This is a genomic window from Cellulomonas sp. EB106-03-03-XG116, assembly GCF_058792015.1.
Genome location: NZ_JBYTEP010000002.1, coordinates 17,688 through 32,211, shown reverse-complemented (window position 1 = coordinate 32,211; position 14,524 = coordinate 17,688). Strand labels below are relative to the sequence as shown.

Here is a 14,524-nt window from a genome sequence, read left to right as displayed (position 1 = left end):
TGCCGCCCCGCGGCGGGCTGCGGCGGGGCCGGGGCCCAGCATCCCGCCGCCGCCCGCCGGGAGCATCCCGACGCCCCTCAGCACTCCACGACGTTGACGGCGAGACCGCCGCGGCTCGTCTCCTTGTACTTCTCGCTCATGTCCAGGCCGGTCTGCCGCATGGTCTCCACCACGGCGTCGAGGGAGACGATGTGCGACCCGTCCCCGTGCAGCGCCAGCCGGACGGCGGTGACGGCCGTCGTCGCCGCGATCGCGTTCCGCTCGATGCACGGCACCTGCACCAGCCCGGCGATGGGGTCGCAGGTGAGCCCGAGGTGGTGCTCCATCGCGATCTCGGCCGCGTTCTCCACCTGCTCCGGCGTCCCGCCCAGCACGGCGCAGTACCCGGCGGCGGCCATCGCGCACGCCGACCCGACCTCCGCCTGGCACCCGCCCTCGGCGCCCGAGATCGACGCGTTCGCCTTGATCAGCGACCCGACGGCCGCCGCGGTGAGCAGGAACCGGTGCACACCCTCGGTCGACGCCCCCGGCTCCGTGGCCCAGTAGTGGTGGAGCACGGCGGGCAGGATGCCGGCCGCGCCGTTCGTCGGCGCGGTGACGACCCTCCCGCCGGCGGCGTTCTCCTCGTTCACCGCGAGCGCGTACACCTGCAGCCACTCGCTCCCGGTGCGCCGGCCGTGCGCCTCCGCGCCCTCGAGGCTCGCGCGCATCGCGGCGGCCCGCCGCCGGACGCGCAGGCCCCCCGGGAGCGTGCCCTCGGTCGTGGTCCCCGCCTCGACGCACGCGCGCATCGCCGCCCACACGGCGTCCAGACCCGCCCGGACGTCCGCGGGCTCCCGCTGGGCGACCTCGTGCGCCCAGGCGACGTCCGCGATCGTCCGCCCGCCGCGGCAGCGCGCCAGCAGCTCGGCACCGGACCGGAACACCGGCAGGTCGGCGGCGGCCGCCTCCCGGGCGGCGGCCACCGGGGCGACGGGCTCCGCCGGCTCGTCGCCCACGCACCGGATGAACCCGCCGCCCACCGACTCGTAGGTCTTCTCCAGCGCGGGCTCGTCGGCGCCGTCCGCCCACGCGCGCAGCACGAGCGTGTTGGGGTGCCCGGGTCGCCGCACCCGGGGTTCCAGCACGACGTCGGCGGCCGCGAACGCCACCGGGAGCACACCGCCGAGCAGCAGGACCTGGCCCTCCGGGTGCGCGGACCAGGCGCCGCGCACGGCCGCGGGGTCGCAGGTCTCCGGCGCGAGGCCCGCGAGCCCGGCGACCAGCGCGTCCGGCGTCCCGTGCCCGAGGCCGGTGGCGGCGAGGGACCCGTACAGGACCGCGCCGACCCGGGTCACGCGGCCCGGGAGCGCGGCCAGCGCGCGGCGCGCGAAGTCCGCCCCGGCCCGCATGGGCCCCACCGTGTGCGACGACGAGGGGCCGATGCCGATGGAGAACAGGTCGAGGGCGGAGACGTACACGCCCACATCCTCGCGCGACCGGACCGGCGCCGCCGTCACTCGCGTCCCTGGGGCGTCGTGGTGGCGCCCGCCGGCCGGGCCGCCTGCCGGGCGAGGAGGTCGGCGCGGGTCTCCGGGGACAGCGCCGCGGCGCACGCCGCCCACGCCAGGCCGGTCGCGGCGTCGAGGACCGCGGCGTCCGCCGCCGGGGAGGCCGCGTCGGCGGCGAAGCCCACGGTGTGCGGGGCAGCGGTCGAGCCCCGGACCGCGATCCCCGGGTGGATGGACGGCACGACCTGCGAGACGTTGCCCATGTCCGTCGAACCCCCGGCGGCCCCGCCGAGCGACACGGTGGGGCGGCCCAGGTCCGCGAGCGCCGCGTTCCACGCCTCCGCCAGCACCGGCTCCTGCCGCAGCGGGTCGTACCGCGGCTCGGTCGGGCGCTGCTCCCACGTGCAGCCCGAGGCGACCGCCCCGGCCTCGAAGCACGCGAGGACGCGGCGCTTGGCGTCGCGGAGCTCGTCCAGGTCGAACGAGCGGACCTCGGCCTGCAGGACCACCCGGGCCGGGATGATGTTCGTGACCTCGCCGCCCGAGGTCACCACGGCGGCGGTCCGCACCGTGCCCGGCAGCTGCTGGCGCAGCAGCCCGATCGAGGTGAGCGCGATCGTCGCCGCGTCCAGCGCGTTGATCCCCGCCTGCGGCGCGGCGGCCGCGTGCGCCGCCCGCCCGGTGTAGACGACCTCGAACCGGTCGACGGCCTGCGTCGTGAACTCGTCGCAGCGCACGTCGACGCCGGGCGCGCCGTGCACCATGAGCGAGATCGTCGCGTCCTCCCAGGCGCCGGCCTCGAGCATGTGCACCTTGCCGCCCCCGTGCTCCTCGGCGGGCGTGCCGAGCAGCCGGACCGTCAGGCCCGCCTCGTCCGCGACGGACGCCAGGGCGACCGCCGCCCCGAGACCGGCCGCGGCGATGATGTTGTGCCCGCAGGCGTGCCCGAGGCCCGGGAGGGCGTCGTACTCCGCGCACACCGCCACCACGAACTCCCCCGAGCCGGCCGTCGCGTCGATCGCGGTGTCGAGCCCGAAGGCGCCGACCGTGACGTCGAACCCGGCGTCCCGCAGGGCGTCGGCGAGCAGGCCGGCCGCCCGGTGCTCCGCGAACGCGATCTCCGGGTGCGCGTGGATCTCGTGGCTGACCGCGAGCAGCCGCTGCTCCCAGCCGCGGACGACCTCGGCGGTGCGGCGCCGCGCCTCGGCGACGTCGATGCGCACCGGGGCGGGCGTCGGGGTGGTCGGGCTGACGGATCCGGTGAGGGTCATGCGTGCTCTCCTGCGGTGACGGGCTGGACGGCGGGGACGGTGGCGGCGGGCTGGGCGGCGGGCTCGGTCTCGGCGGCCGCCGGCCCGCGGAGGAGGCGGGCGAGGGCGGTGACCGCGACGCCGATCGCCGCGCACACCCCCCAGACGGCGACGTACCCGGTGAACGAGGTGGTGGTGACGGCCTCGTCGCCCGACCCGACGGTGGCGACGAAGCTCGCCATGAGGAGCGCGAACACGGCGCCGGCGACCGCACCGGCCGCGGTGCGCGAGGTGTTGTACAGCGCCGAGGCGATCCCCACCGAGTCGGCCGGCGCGCGGGTCACGACGATCGTCGGCAGGACCGAGATCAGGATGCCGTTGCCGAGGCCGCCGACCAGCATCGCCGCGATCACGACCACCGCGGACCCCGATCCCAGCAGCAGGCCGACGTAGCTGACCGTGAGCAGCGCGCCGCCGAGCGCGACGGCGCCCGGCACGCCGAGCCGCGTCGCGACCCGGTCGCCGGCGCTCGACGCCACGAACGCGGCGAGCGCCACGACGAGCGAGACGATGCCGACGGCCGCGGAGGTGAGGCCGAGGCCGAAGCCGACCGCGGCGGGGTCGCTCAGCATGAAGAGCGTCGAGGCGGTCTGGCTGCCGAACAGCTGCGCGCCGAACAGGAACGCGACCACGATCGGCAGGCCGATGCCGCCGCGGACGAGGAGCGTCACGTCGACCAGCGGGTGCGCGACCCGGCGCTCGACGGCCACCCAGGCGACGAGCACGGCGAGGCCGCCGAGCACCGCCAGCGCCGTGAGGGGGCTCGTCCAGCCCCAGGACGCGGCGTTCGAGATCCCGCCGAGCACGGCGAGCAGGCCGACGCCCAGCAGCGCCGCGCCGAGCCAGTCGGTCGTGCCGCTCGCCCGCACCCGGGACTCGGGCACCAGGAACGCGACGACCGGGACGCAGACCGCGAGGAACAGCGCGGGCACCCACAGCACGAGCCGCAGGTCCCCGACGGCACCGTAGAGGGCGCCGGCCCCGAGCGACCCGATCGCGGCGCCGAACGTCAGCGCCCCGACCAGCTTGCCGATGGACCGGCCGGCGGACTTCGGGTCCCGGTCCCGCACGATCGCGAACTCCAGCGGCAGGAAGGCGGCCAGCGGGGCCTGCAGGGCGCGCCCGACCAGCAGCACCGCGAAGTTCGGGGCGAGCGCGACGACGACCGAGCCGAGCGCGACCAGCGCGGCGGCCACGGTCAGCATCCGCCGGTGCCCGTACCGGTCCCCGAGCTTCGCGATGATCGGCACGCACACCACGGTGGCGAGCATGTAGGCGGCGCTGACCCAGTTGAGCGAGGCCGCGGTGACGCCGAACTCGGACCCGATGGCCGACAGCAGGACGGGGTACCAGCCCTGCAGCATGCCGGAGCCGAGCTCCATGACGACGAGGAAGCCGACGACCCCGCGGAGCGCGGGGCGGGCCTGGGCGGTGCCGGGAGGTGCGGAGGCGGTCATGAGGTCTCCTGGGACGGGCCGACGAGGTGGCGCGACGCTAGGAGGCGCACCGGCGTCGATGGTGCAGACTGCCGGAAACAGACCGAAAGGCGGTGCGCTGTGCAGGATGAGGCCCTCGACCACCTGGACCAGCGCCTGATCCACGCGCTGCAGATCAGCCCGCGCGCGCCGTGGTCCGGCCTCGCGCCGGTGCTGGGGGCGGACCCCGTCACCCTGTCCCGGCGCTGGGCCCGGCTCACCCGCGAGGGCCTCGTCTACGTCACGGGGTACGGCTGGGGGGACCAGACCCAGCTGTCCCTGATCGAGATCGAGTGCAGCCCCGGCGAGACCCTCGCGGTCGCCCACGCGCTGGCGGCCGACGGGGAGGCCTTCACCATCGACCTCACCGCCGGGGGCCGCGACATCATGCTCAGCCTCGGCTCCACCGGGACCGAGGCCGTGGCGTCCTGGACGCTCGAGCGGATCCGCGGCGTCTCCGGCGTCCGCGCGATGCGCACCCACCTGGTGTCGGACGTCGTCACCGACGCCCGCAGCTGGCGGATGCGCGCGCTGTCGAAGGAGGAGGTCGCGCGGGTCGCCGCGCTGGACGCCCGGCCGACCGGCGGGGCGGTCGCCGTGCGCCCGCACGAGGCGCGGGCGCTGAGCGAGGCGCTCACCGAGGACGCGCGGATCGGCGTGGCCGAGCTCGCCGCCCGGGTCGGGATGACGCCCCGCCGCACCCGGGACGCCCTCGCGACGATGCGGGCGTCCGGCCGGTTCGTCATGCGGGTCGACGTGGCGCGGGCGCACACCCCGTGGCCGATCTACGCCTGGTACTTCCTGCGGGTGCCGGCGGCGATGGTCGCGCGGGTCGGCCCGCAGCTCGGCCGGATGGACGAGGTCCGGCTGGTCGTCACCACCGTGGGCGAGTACAACGTGATCGTCGCCGTCTGGCTGCGGACCCTGCAGGACGTCGGAAGGCTCGAGGCCGTCGTCGAGGAGCGCCTGCCCGGCGTGACGATCGCCGACCGGTCCGTGGTGCTGCGGACCACCAAGCACCTGGGGCACCTGCTCGACGCCGGCGGGCGGGCCACCGCCGGGATCGTCCCGATGCCCTGAGGCGGCCCGGCGCGCGCCTCAGGCCACCCGGTACCGGGCCACCAGGTCGTCCATCACCGCGTCGAGGCGCGCGTCGACCACGCGGCGCACCGCGTCGGCGTCGTGCCACTCGACGATCTCCCGGGCGCCCTGCTCGAACCGGATCGTCGTCGCGAAGTCGGGCACCAGCCGGCGCAGCTTCGTCGTGTCGAACACCATCGAGTGCGCCTTGTCGCCGAGGAGGCCGGCGCCCCACTCCGGGTCCGCGCCCGCGATCGCGTCCGACGGCACGTGCACGATCCGCGGCTCCACCCCGAGCGCGGCCGCGAGCGCCCGCACCACCTGGTCCCAGGTCAGCACGTCGTCCGAGGTGATGTGGAACGCCTCGCCGAGCGTGCGCGGGTGCCCCAGCAGCGGGACCAGGCCGCGGGCGAAGTCCTCGTGGTGGGTCAGCGTCCACAGCGAGGTGCCGTCGCCGTGCACCACGACCTCGCGGCCCTGCCGCATCCGCTCCATCGCCGTCCAGCCGCCGTCGAGCGGGACGAGCGTGCGGTCGTAGGTGTGCGACGGGCGGATCACCGTCGCCGGGAAGCCGGAGTCCCGGTACGCCCGCACCAGCAGGTCCTCGCACGCGATCTTGTCCCGGGAGTACTGCCAGAACGGGTTACGCAGCGGGGTCGACTCGGTGACCGGCAGCCGCTCCGGCGGGGTCTGGTACGCCGACGCGGACGAGATGAACACGTACTGGCCCGTCCGCCCGGCGAACAGGTCGACGTCGGTCTGCACGTGCTCCGGCGTGAACGCCACCCAGTCGACGACCGAGTCGAACTCGCGGTCGCCCAGCGCGGCGCGGACGGACGCCGGGTCCCGGACGTCGGCCTGGACCACCTCCGCGCCCTCCGGGAGCGGGCGGGTCGCGCTCGACCCGCGGTTGAGGACCGTGACGTCGAGGCCCCGCTCGACCGCGAGCCGGGTGACGGCCGAGCTGATGACGCCGGTGCCGCCGATGACGAGGAGCCGCGTTGCTGCCATGCCCGGCACGGTAGCCGGGCGCGGCCCGCGGCGCCCGACCGGTGCCGGCGCCCTGGGCGCGCGACGGCGCGGCAGGGCACCGGTGCCGGGCGCGGTGAGCCGGCCCGGCGTCAGCCCTCCTCGGCGACGCGGACGAGCATCTTCCCGGTGTTCGCCCCGCGCATCATGTCGAGGAACGCGTCGACGGCGTTCTCGATCCCGTCGACGATCGTCTCGTCGTAGGCGATCTTCCCGGCGCCGAGCCAGCCGGCCATCTTCGCGGAGAACTCCGGGGCGAGGTGCACGTACCCGGCGAGCGTGAACCCCTGCAGGGTGAGCCCGCGCGTGATGATGTTCGCCATGTTGTCCGGCCCGGCCGGCTTCTCGGTGGTGTTGCACCCGGCGATCGCGCCGCACAGCGCCACCCGCCCCCCGGGGTTCATCACGTCGAGGGCCGCCTCCAGGTGGTCGCCGCCGACGTTGTCGAAGAACACGTCCACGCCCTCGGGGGCGAGCGCGGCGAGCTGCTCCCGCACCGGGGCGTCCTTGTAGTTGAACGCCGCGTCGTAGCCGTACTTGCCGGTCAGCAGCGCGACCTTCTCGGCCGAGCCGGCGGACCCGATGACGCGCTCCGCCCCGAGCAGCCGCGCGATCTGCCCGGCGGCGGTGCCGACGGCGCCGGCCGCCCCGGAGACGAACACGGTGTCCCCCTCGCGCATCCCGGCGATCGCCGTCAGACCCACGTACCCGGTGAGGCCGGTCATGCCGAGGATGCCCAGGCGCACCGAGAGCGGCACGCCGGGCAGCTCCGGGACGAGCCGGAAGGCCGCGCGGTCCGCCTGGGCGACGTCGCGCCAGCCGAGCTCGTGCTGCACCAGCGACCCGACCGGCACGTCGTCGGCGGCGGACTCGACCACGTGGCCGATGGCGCCGCCGGTCATCGTCTCGCCCAGCGCGAACGGCGGGGTGTAGCTCTTGACGTCGTTCATCCGGCCGCGCATGTACGGGTCGACCGAGAGGAACGCGTTGCGCACGCGCACCTGCCCGGGCTCGAGGTCGCCGTACTCGACCGTCACGGTGCGGAAGTCGTCGTGGGTCGGCCACCCCTGCGGACGCGCGACGAGCTGGATCTGGGTGCTGGTGGTGCGGGACATGCATCTCCTCGTCCCGACGACGCCGGGAGCTCCGGTTTTTGGACTGACCGGTCCACTATAGGCTGGACCCCTCGGTCCGCACACCGGAGGGATCCCATGGGGCGCAACCAGGCGTTCGACACCGCAGAGGCGGTCCGCGCCGCGAGGGCGGTGTTCTGGGAGCTCGGGTACGAGGCCACGGCGCTGCCCGACCTGGAACGGGCGACCGGTCTCAGCCGATCGAGCATCTACCACGCCTTCACGTCCAAACGAGGGCTGTTCGACGCCGCCGTCGACAGCTACCTGGACGAGGTCGTCCGACCACGTCTGCGCCCGCTCGCCGGGGACGACGTCGCGCCCGGTGCGCTGGAGGACTACCTGCTCGGGCTCCGCGACGCCCTGCTCCGCGGCGGCACGCTCCCGGCGACCAGCGGCTGCCTGCTCGTCAACTCGGCCAACGCGCCGATCGGGCACGAGGACGGCGTCGCCGCGGTCGTCGAGGCGTACGCCACCGAGCTGCGCACAGCGATGGCCGCGGGCGTCCGGGCTCGGCTCCCGCACCTGCCGGCGGACGCGCGACGCACGCTGTCCGACGTCTGCGTCGGCCTGGTGATCTCCGCGTTCGCGCTCGTCCGGGTGAACGCGGAGGAGGCGGCACGGACCCTGGACACCGCGCGGGCCGTGCTCGCCGGCGCGGGCACCGGCAGCAGCCCGGCCTGAGCCGCCGGCACCGCGGCGCCCCCCGCCCGCCGTCGGTCCGGACCCGGTTCGCCGGGTCCGGACCGGTGGAATCCCGTGCTCAGGCGTCGACGTCCCGGAGGAACGCCAGCACCGCGTCCGCGAGCGCCCGCGGGGCCTCGAGGGCGACGTGGTGCCCCACGCCGTCCAGCACCACCGATCGCACCTCGCCCCGCACCACCTGCTCCAGGGTCGCGGCGGTGAAGCCGCCGCCGGAGCCGCCGATCGCCAGCACCGGGACGGTGATCGGGTGGGCGGCCACGAGCGCCCGGCTCTCCTCCCCCTCGGAGAGCACCGACCGGTAGAGGCCCGCCGCTCCGCGCCAGCCCCCGGGACGCGCGAAGCCGCGCGCGAGCTCCGCGACGTCGGAGTCGGTGACCGCGCCCGCGACCGCCGTCATCGCGCCGAACCACCAGTCGAGCAGGGCGCGCGCCCTCCCGGCGAGGAGCAGCTCCGGCACCCCGGGCGCCGCGAGCGCGCCGATGTGCCAGGACCCGCCGTGCGTGACGTCGGCGAACGCCTCGAGGCCGTACCCGGCGAGCCCCATCTCGACCGCGACCAGCGACGCCACGTCCTCGGCGTGCCGGGCCGCCAGCCGCAGGACCGCGCCCCCCGCGACGTCCTGCCCGAGCAGGTGGACGGGCCCGAGGCCGAGGTGCTGGACGAGCGCGTGCAGGTCGTCGGCGGCGACGCCGCTGGTGAACGCGTCGTCGGCGACCGCCGAGTCCCCGAAGCCGCGCAGGTCCACCGCGATGACACGGTGCTCCGCGGCGAGCAGCGGGATGACGCGGTGGAAGGCCCACCAGGACTCGGGGAACCCGTGCACCAGCAGGACGGGCGAGCCGTCCGTGCCGGCGGAGACGTAGTGCAGCGTGGTCCCGTCGAGCTCGGCGCGGTGGTGGCGGACCGACGGGAGATCGGCGGGTGCGGACGTGGCAGACATGGCACCTCCTTGGTTGACAACGTGGTTGTCATCCTCGTGATGGGCAACCACGTTGTCAATGGCCCCGCGCCCCGCCTAGGCTCGGGGTGTGCCCGAACCCACCCGCGGAGTCCAGCTCGCCCTCCTGCTGCTCGGCGGGTTCGAGTCGATGGTCGACGACGTCGTGGAGCACCTGGCGGAGCGCGGGCACCCCGGCGTGACCGCCACGCTCGAGTTCGCCCTCGCCGCGGTCGCCGACGGCGCCGACAGCGCCGCCGCGCTCGGCCGTCGGCTCGGGACGACCCGGCAGGCCGCCGCCAAGACGGTCGCGACGCTCGAGCAGCTCGGCTACGTCGAGCGCGTCGACGACCCCGCCGACGCCCGGCTCAAGCGGCTGCGCGTCACCGCGCGCGGCGACGAGATGACCGCGATCGGGGCCGCCCGGTTCGACGTGCTCCGCGACCGGTGGGTGGCGCGGCTCGAGCCGGGCACCGCCGAGGTCGTGGAGGCCGCGCTCCGGCGGCTTCCGGGCGGACGTCCCGACCTCGCGGGCTGACGCCGCGGCGCCCACCTCCCCCGGCGGCACCGCCGCCCTCGGCGACGCGCGCTGCTCACGCGCGCCCGGACTCCTGCTCGCACCACGCGCCGAGAGTGCTCCTCCCCTCGGCACGGGCTGCTCCACCGCGTCCGCCGCGCCCCTGTGCGGCCACGCGGCGGACGTCGCATGGAGGCGTCACCGCGACCGCAGCAGCGGATCGCGACCGCCTACCTGTGAGGAGGAACCATGTCCACCCTCGCCGTGCCCGCCGCCGCCGTGGCACTGCTGCTCTCCACCCCCACCGCGGCACTCCCCGTCGAGGAGACCCCACCGGCCGAGCCGCCCGTGGTCGGCATCGGGACGACGGTCCCGGTCGACGCCGCGTCCGCGGGGATCGAGCCCGTCGAGACCGATCCGGTCGAGAACCAGGAGGGCGAGAGCGGCGCGGGCGAGAGCGGCGCGGTCGACGGCGGGGAGGTCGAGGGCGGGGAGGTCGAGGGCGGGGAGGTCGAGGGCGAGGTCGCCACGCTCGACGTCGCCGTCGACCTCGAGGGCGGCGAGGCCACCGACCCGGCGGCGCTGCCCGACGACCCGGCCACGATCGAGAGCACCGGGCCGACCTTCGCCGCCACCGAGTGCGCCAGCTGCGACCCCGCGGACCTGCCGAGCCCCCTGGGCGCGGCGGTCACCGACGGCTACCAGGACGACGGGCACGACCGACCGTTCTGGTGGGAGCGCGACGGCCTGCACTTCCGCGACCCGATCCCCGCCAACGGGTACGTCAACATCAACGTCCCGGGGGCGAGCAACCTGAACGTCGACGTCCACCGCGACCTCATCGGTGCGACCTTCGTGCCGTGGTCGGCCTTCGGCCTCGAACCGGGGATGTGCATCGCCTGGACCGAGTCGAACGGGTACGACTACCACTTCGGCGAGGACAACTCCGGCCGCGGCGGCGTCGACGAGCGAGGCTGGGAGTACTGCGTGCCGGAAGACCCGAGCGAGCCGACCGACCCCAGCGAGCCGACCGAGCCGACCGAGCCGACCGACCCCACCGAGCCGACCGACCCCACCGACCCGAGCGAGCCGACCGAGCCGACCGGGCCCGAGGTGCTGACGGCGTCGGCGGCCGGCAGCACCCCCTCCGCCGCGCCCACGGCGACCCCGACCCCCGCGCGGACGACGCCCCCGGCCCTCGCCGTCACCGGCGCGGGTGCTGCAGCGTCCGCCGCGGTCGCGGGCCTGGCCGCGGTGGCGGGGGCGGCGCTCAAGTCGGTCTCCGGGCTTCGTCGGCACCGTTGATGCCGGGGCGTCGCCGGCCCGGCACCGGGTCCACCCGGTGCGGGGCCGGCGGCGAGCCCTCTCAGACCACGACCGACCTAGGCCTGCATGTCCACGAACCGCGAGTAGTGCCCCTGGAACGCCACGGTGATGACGTCGGTCGGGCCGTTGCGGTGCTTGGCCACGATCAGGTCGGCCTCGCCGGCGCGGGGCGACTCGCGCTCGTAGGCGTCCTCGCGGTGCAGCAGGATCACCATGTCGGCGTCCTGCTCGATGGAGCCGGACTCACGCAGGTCGGACATCGCGGGCTTCTTGTCGGTGCGCTGCTCGGGGCCACGGTTCAGCTGCGACAGCGCGATGACCGGGACCTCGAGCTCCTTCGCGAGCAGCTTGAGCGCGCGCGAGAACTCCGAGACCTCCTGCTGGCGGGACTCGACGCGCTTGCCCGACGACATCAGCTGCAGGTAGTCGATGATCACGAGCTTGAGGTCGTGCTTCTGCTTGAGCCGCCGGCACTTCGCCCGGATCTCCATGAGCGACATGTTGGGCGAGTCGTCGATGAACAGCGGCGCCTCGGTGAGCTTGCCCTGGATCTGGGCGAGCTTCTGCCAGTCGTCGTCGCCCATCGAGCCGTTGCGCATCTTCTGCAGGGGCACGCGGCCCTCCGCGGACAGCAGGCGCATGGTGATCTCGGAGCGGCTCATCTCGAGCGAGAACACGACGGACGCCTGCTGGTGCTTGATGGAGGCGGCGCGCGCGAAGTCCAGCGCGAGCGTCGACTTGCCGATGGCGGGGCGGGCCGCGATGACGATCATCTGGCCCGGGTGCAGGCCGTTGGTCAGGCGGTCGAGGTCCGCGAAGCCGGTCGGCACGCCGACCATCCCCTCGCCGCGGTGCCCGGCGGACTCGATCTCGTCCAGCGTGCCGGCGACGACCTCGCCGAGACGGTGGTAGTCCTCGGTGGTGCGGCGGTCGCTGACCGCGTAGACCTCGGCCTGCGCGTTGTTGACGATCTCCTCGACGTCGCCGCCGTCGGTCGCGTAGCCGAGCTGGACGATGCGGGTGCCGGCCTCGACGAGGCGGCGGAGCACGGCGCGCTCCCGGACGATGCGGGCGTAGTAGCCCGCGTTCGCCGCGGTCGGCACCATCGAGATGAGCGTGTGCAGATACGGCACGCCGCCGACGCGACCGATCTCGCCGCGCTTGGTCAGCTCGTCCGCGACGGTGACGGCGTCGGCGGGCTCGCCGCGGCCGTACAGGTCGAGGACCGCGTCGTAGATCGCCTCGTGCGCCGGGCGGTAGAAGTCGCTGCCGCGGATCTCCTCGACGACGTCCGCGATGGCGTCCTTCGAGATCATCATGCCGCCGAGCACGCTCTGCTCGGCGTCGAGGTCCTGCGGCGGGGTCCGGTCGAACGCCGCGCGGCCCTGGCCCGCGGGGGCCCCGTACTCGAGCTCCTCGATCGTCACGCTGCTGCCCGCCCCACCTTCGCTCGTCCCCCGGCGACTGCCGTCGAACACCCGTTCTAGCACCGCCCCCCGACACGTCGGCGGAGGGCGGGCGACCGTGTCCGGTGCGCGCGCCGACGCGAGGTTAGGACCCCGGGGGACCGTCCGTCGAGCGAGACGTCCACAGGGGCTGGGGACGACGTTGTGGAAGGCTGTGGACACGCACCGTGAGATGTCCACAGGTCGTGGACACAGGTGTGGATGAAGCCGGGCACCGCTCTGATCAGGGCGTTCTCACCGGCGCAAACACCGCGAACCCATGTGGACGGGAAGAAGTTGGCCGCCATTTCACGCCTCGGACAGGTGCCGTCCACCGTCGACCGCCAGATCCTCGGCCTCGCGGTGCCCGCGCTGGGCGCGCTGGTGGCCGAGCCGCTGTTCGTCCTGGTCGACTCGGCCGTCGTCGGACGCCTGGGGACGACCGAGCTCGCGGGGCTGTCGCTCGCCTCCACGCTCCTGGTGACGGTCGTCGGCCTGTGCGTGTTCCTCGCGTACGCGACCACCGCGGTCGTCGCCCGGCGGCTCGGGGCGGGCGACCGCACCGGCGCGCTGCAGGTCGGCGTCGACGGGCTGTGGCTCGCGGCCGGCCTGGGTGTGGTCCTGGCGGCGGTCGCGATGCTGGTGGCGCCCTGGGCGGTCGGGGCGCTCGGCGCGACCGGGGACGTCGCGCACCAGGCCGTGCTCTACCTGCGCGCGTCCGCCCCGGGGCTGCCGGGGATGCTGGTCGTGCTCGCCGCCACCGGGGCGCTGCGCGGCCTGCAGGACACGAGGACGCCCCTGGTGGTCGCCGGGGTCGGCGCGGCGGTCAACGCGGTGCTCAACGTCGTGCTCGTCCACGGCCTGCACCTCGGCATCGCCGGCTCGGGCGCGGGCACCGCCGCCACGCAGGTGGCCATGGGCGTGGCGCTCGTCGTGGTCGTGGTCCGGGGCGCGCGGGCGGCCGGGTCCTCGCTGCGGCCGGCGCCCGGCGGCATCCTCGCCGGCGTCCGCACCGGCACCCCGCTGCTGCTGCGGACCCTGTCGCTGCGCGCGGCGATCCTGCTGACCGTGTGGGTCGCCACGGGCCTCGGCCCGGTCGCCCTGGCCGGGCACCAGGTCGTCAACGCGGTCTGGGGGTTCGTGGCGTTCGCCCTCGACGCGCTCGCGATCGCCGCCCAGGCGCTGATCGGGCACGCCCTCGGCGCCGGCGACACGGGCCTGGTGCGCGCGCTGCTGCGCCGCACGCTCGCCTGGGGCGTCGGCGCCGGCGTCGTGCTCGGGGTGCTGACCGGCGGGCTGGGCTGGTGGCTGTCGGCGCTGTTCACCTCGGACCCGGACGTGCGGCACGCGGTGACCCTGAGCCTCGCGGTCGCCGCGGTGCTGATGCCGATGGCCGGCTGGGTGTTCGTGCTGGACGGCGTCCTCATCGGCGCCGGCGACGGCCGGTTCCTCGCCGCGGCCGGGATGGTGACCCTCGCGGTCTACGTGCCGTTCGCGCTGGCGGTGCGGGCGTGGGCGCCGGACGGCTGGGCCGGTCTGGCGTGGCTCTGGGCGGCCTTCGCGGGGGTGTTCATGCTCGCACGGGCCGTGACCACCGGGCTGCGGGCACGGCGCGACACGTGGATGGTCACCGGGGCCTGACGTGCCCGGAGGCGCCGGGTCGGCGTCCCGGGACCGCCGCCGTGAGCGCGCCCGTGACCTCGTCCAGCGCGCCCGGGCGGAGCGCGTAGTAGGCCCAGACCCCGCGCTTGTCCCGGGTCACCAGGCCCGCGTCCACGAGCTGCTTGAGGTGGTGCGAGACGGTCGGCTGGGAGAGCCCGACGGGCTCGGTGAGATCGCAGACGCACGCCTCTCCCCCGTCGTGCGCGGCGATGATCGAGAGCAGCCGGAGCCGGGTCGGGTCGGCGAGCGCCTTGAGCCGGCGCGCGAGGTCGTGCGCGCCGGCCTCGTCGAGCGCGGGCGCGCCCCCCGGGCCGCAGCATCCGTCGGTGGCGAGCGGCAGCAGGGCGGGCGTCGCGGTGACCATCGCCCCATGGTGCCGCAGACATCGACGCATGTCGATGGTTGACACGGGGGCCGC

Annotated in this window: 13 protein-coding genes; 5 read left to right on the top strand and 8 right to left on the bottom strand. The window is 75.5% G+C overall.

Annotated features, from left to right (window positions below; all coding sequences use genetic code 11):
* Positions 1-77 precede the first annotated feature (77 nt).
* From AC3WUG_RS01080 to AC3WUG_RS01070, 3 genes are read right to left on the bottom strand one after another with little or no spacing between them, the layout of a single operon-like run.
* The gene (locus tag AC3WUG_RS01080) at positions 78-1,466 is read right to left on the bottom strand and encodes an L-serine ammonia-lyase (protein ID WP_492325938.1); all 1,389 of its coding nucleotides are present in this window, start codon (positions 1,464-1,466) and stop codon (positions 78-80) included.
* 29 nt (positions 1,467-1,495) lie between these two features.
* On the bottom strand, positions 1,496-2,761 hold the full coding sequence (locus tag AC3WUG_RS01075) for a M20 family metallopeptidase (protein WP_492325937.1): 1,266 nt from the start codon (positions 2,759-2,761) through the stop codon (positions 1,496-1,498).
* The gene (locus AC3WUG_RS01070) at positions 2,758-4,257 is read right to left on the bottom strand and encodes an MFS transporter (protein ID WP_492325936.1); all 1,500 of its coding nucleotides are present in this window, start codon (positions 4,255-4,257) and stop codon (positions 2,758-2,760) included. The genes AC3WUG_RS01075 and AC3WUG_RS01070 overlap by 4 nt, the downstream gene beginning before the upstream one ends.
* Before the next feature lie 99 nt (positions 4,258-4,356).
* Here AC3WUG_RS01070 and AC3WUG_RS01065 point away from each other — a divergent pair, with 99 nt between their 5' ends.
* Positions 4,357-5,355 (top strand): Lrp/AsnC family transcriptional regulator, encoded by a 999-nt coding sequence (locus tag AC3WUG_RS01065; protein WP_492325935.1) that lies wholly within the window; start codon positions 4,357-4,359, stop codon positions 5,353-5,355.
* A gap of 18 nt (positions 5,356-5,373) precedes the next feature.
* On the opposite strand, the gene AC3WUG_RS01060 is transcribed toward AC3WUG_RS01065, so the two are convergent.
* Entirely contained in the window at positions 5,374-6,366 is a 993-nt protein-coding gene (locus tag AC3WUG_RS01060; RefSeq protein ID WP_492325934.1) for an SDR family oxidoreductase, read from the bottom strand.
* Positions 6,367-6,476: 110 nt separating this feature from the next.
* Positions 6,477-7,499, bottom strand: a complete 1,023-nt coding sequence (locus tag AC3WUG_RS01055) for an NADP-dependent oxidoreductase (protein WP_492325933.1) — start codon at positions 7,497-7,499, stop codon at positions 6,477-6,479.
* A 96-nt stretch (positions 7,500-7,595) separates the two neighbouring features.
* On the opposite strand from AC3WUG_RS01055, the gene AC3WUG_RS01050 reads away from it, so the two are divergent.
* Entirely contained in the window at positions 7,596-8,198 is a 603-nt protein-coding gene (locus tag AC3WUG_RS01050) for a TetR/AcrR family transcriptional regulator (protein WP_492325932.1), read from the top strand.
* Between the two features lie 79 nt (positions 8,199-8,277).
* Here the strand turns inward: AC3WUG_RS01050 and AC3WUG_RS01045 are convergent, their stop codons facing one another.
* Entirely contained in the window at positions 8,278-9,159 is an 882-nt protein-coding gene (locus tag AC3WUG_RS01045; RefSeq protein ID WP_492325931.1) for an alpha/beta fold hydrolase, read from the bottom strand.
* An 88-nt stretch (positions 9,160-9,247) separates the two neighbouring features.
* Here AC3WUG_RS01045 and AC3WUG_RS01040 point away from each other — a divergent pair, with 88 nt between their 5' ends.
* Positions 9,248-9,694: a MarR family winged helix-turn-helix transcriptional regulator gene (locus AC3WUG_RS01040; protein WP_492325930.1), complete on the top strand. Its 447-nt coding sequence runs from the start codon at positions 9,248-9,250 to the stop codon at positions 9,692-9,694.
* Positions 9,695-9,922: 228 nt separating this feature from the next.
* Positions 9,923-10,978: a hypothetical protein gene (locus tag AC3WUG_RS01035; protein ID WP_492325929.1), complete on the top strand. Its 1,056-nt coding sequence runs from the start codon at positions 9,923-9,925 to the stop codon at positions 10,976-10,978.
* Between the two features lie 77 nt (positions 10,979-11,055).
* On the opposite strand, the gene dnaB is transcribed toward AC3WUG_RS01035, so the two are convergent.
* The gene (gene dnaB / locus AC3WUG_RS01030) at positions 11,056-12,426 is read right to left on the bottom strand and encodes a replicative DNA helicase (protein ID WP_147795057.1); all 1,371 of its coding nucleotides are present in this window, start codon (positions 12,424-12,426) and stop codon (positions 11,056-11,058) included.
* 342 nt (positions 12,427-12,768) lie between these two features.
* On the opposite strand from dnaB, the gene AC3WUG_RS01025 reads away from it, so the two are divergent.
* Positions 12,769-14,085 (top strand): MATE family efflux transporter, encoded by a 1,317-nt coding sequence (locus AC3WUG_RS01025; RefSeq protein WP_492325928.1) that lies wholly within the window; start codon positions 12,769-12,771, stop codon positions 14,083-14,085.
* Here the strand turns inward: AC3WUG_RS01025 and AC3WUG_RS01020 are convergent.
* Positions 14,072-14,470 carry an ArsR/SmtB family transcription factor gene (locus tag AC3WUG_RS01020; protein WP_492325927.1) on the bottom strand — a complete coding sequence of 133 codons (399 nt, stop codon included), beginning with the start codon at positions 14,468-14,470 and terminating at the stop codon, positions 14,072-14,074. The genes AC3WUG_RS01025 and AC3WUG_RS01020 overlap by 14 nt on opposite strands.
* Between the last annotated feature and the right edge of the window lie 54 nt (positions 14,471-14,524).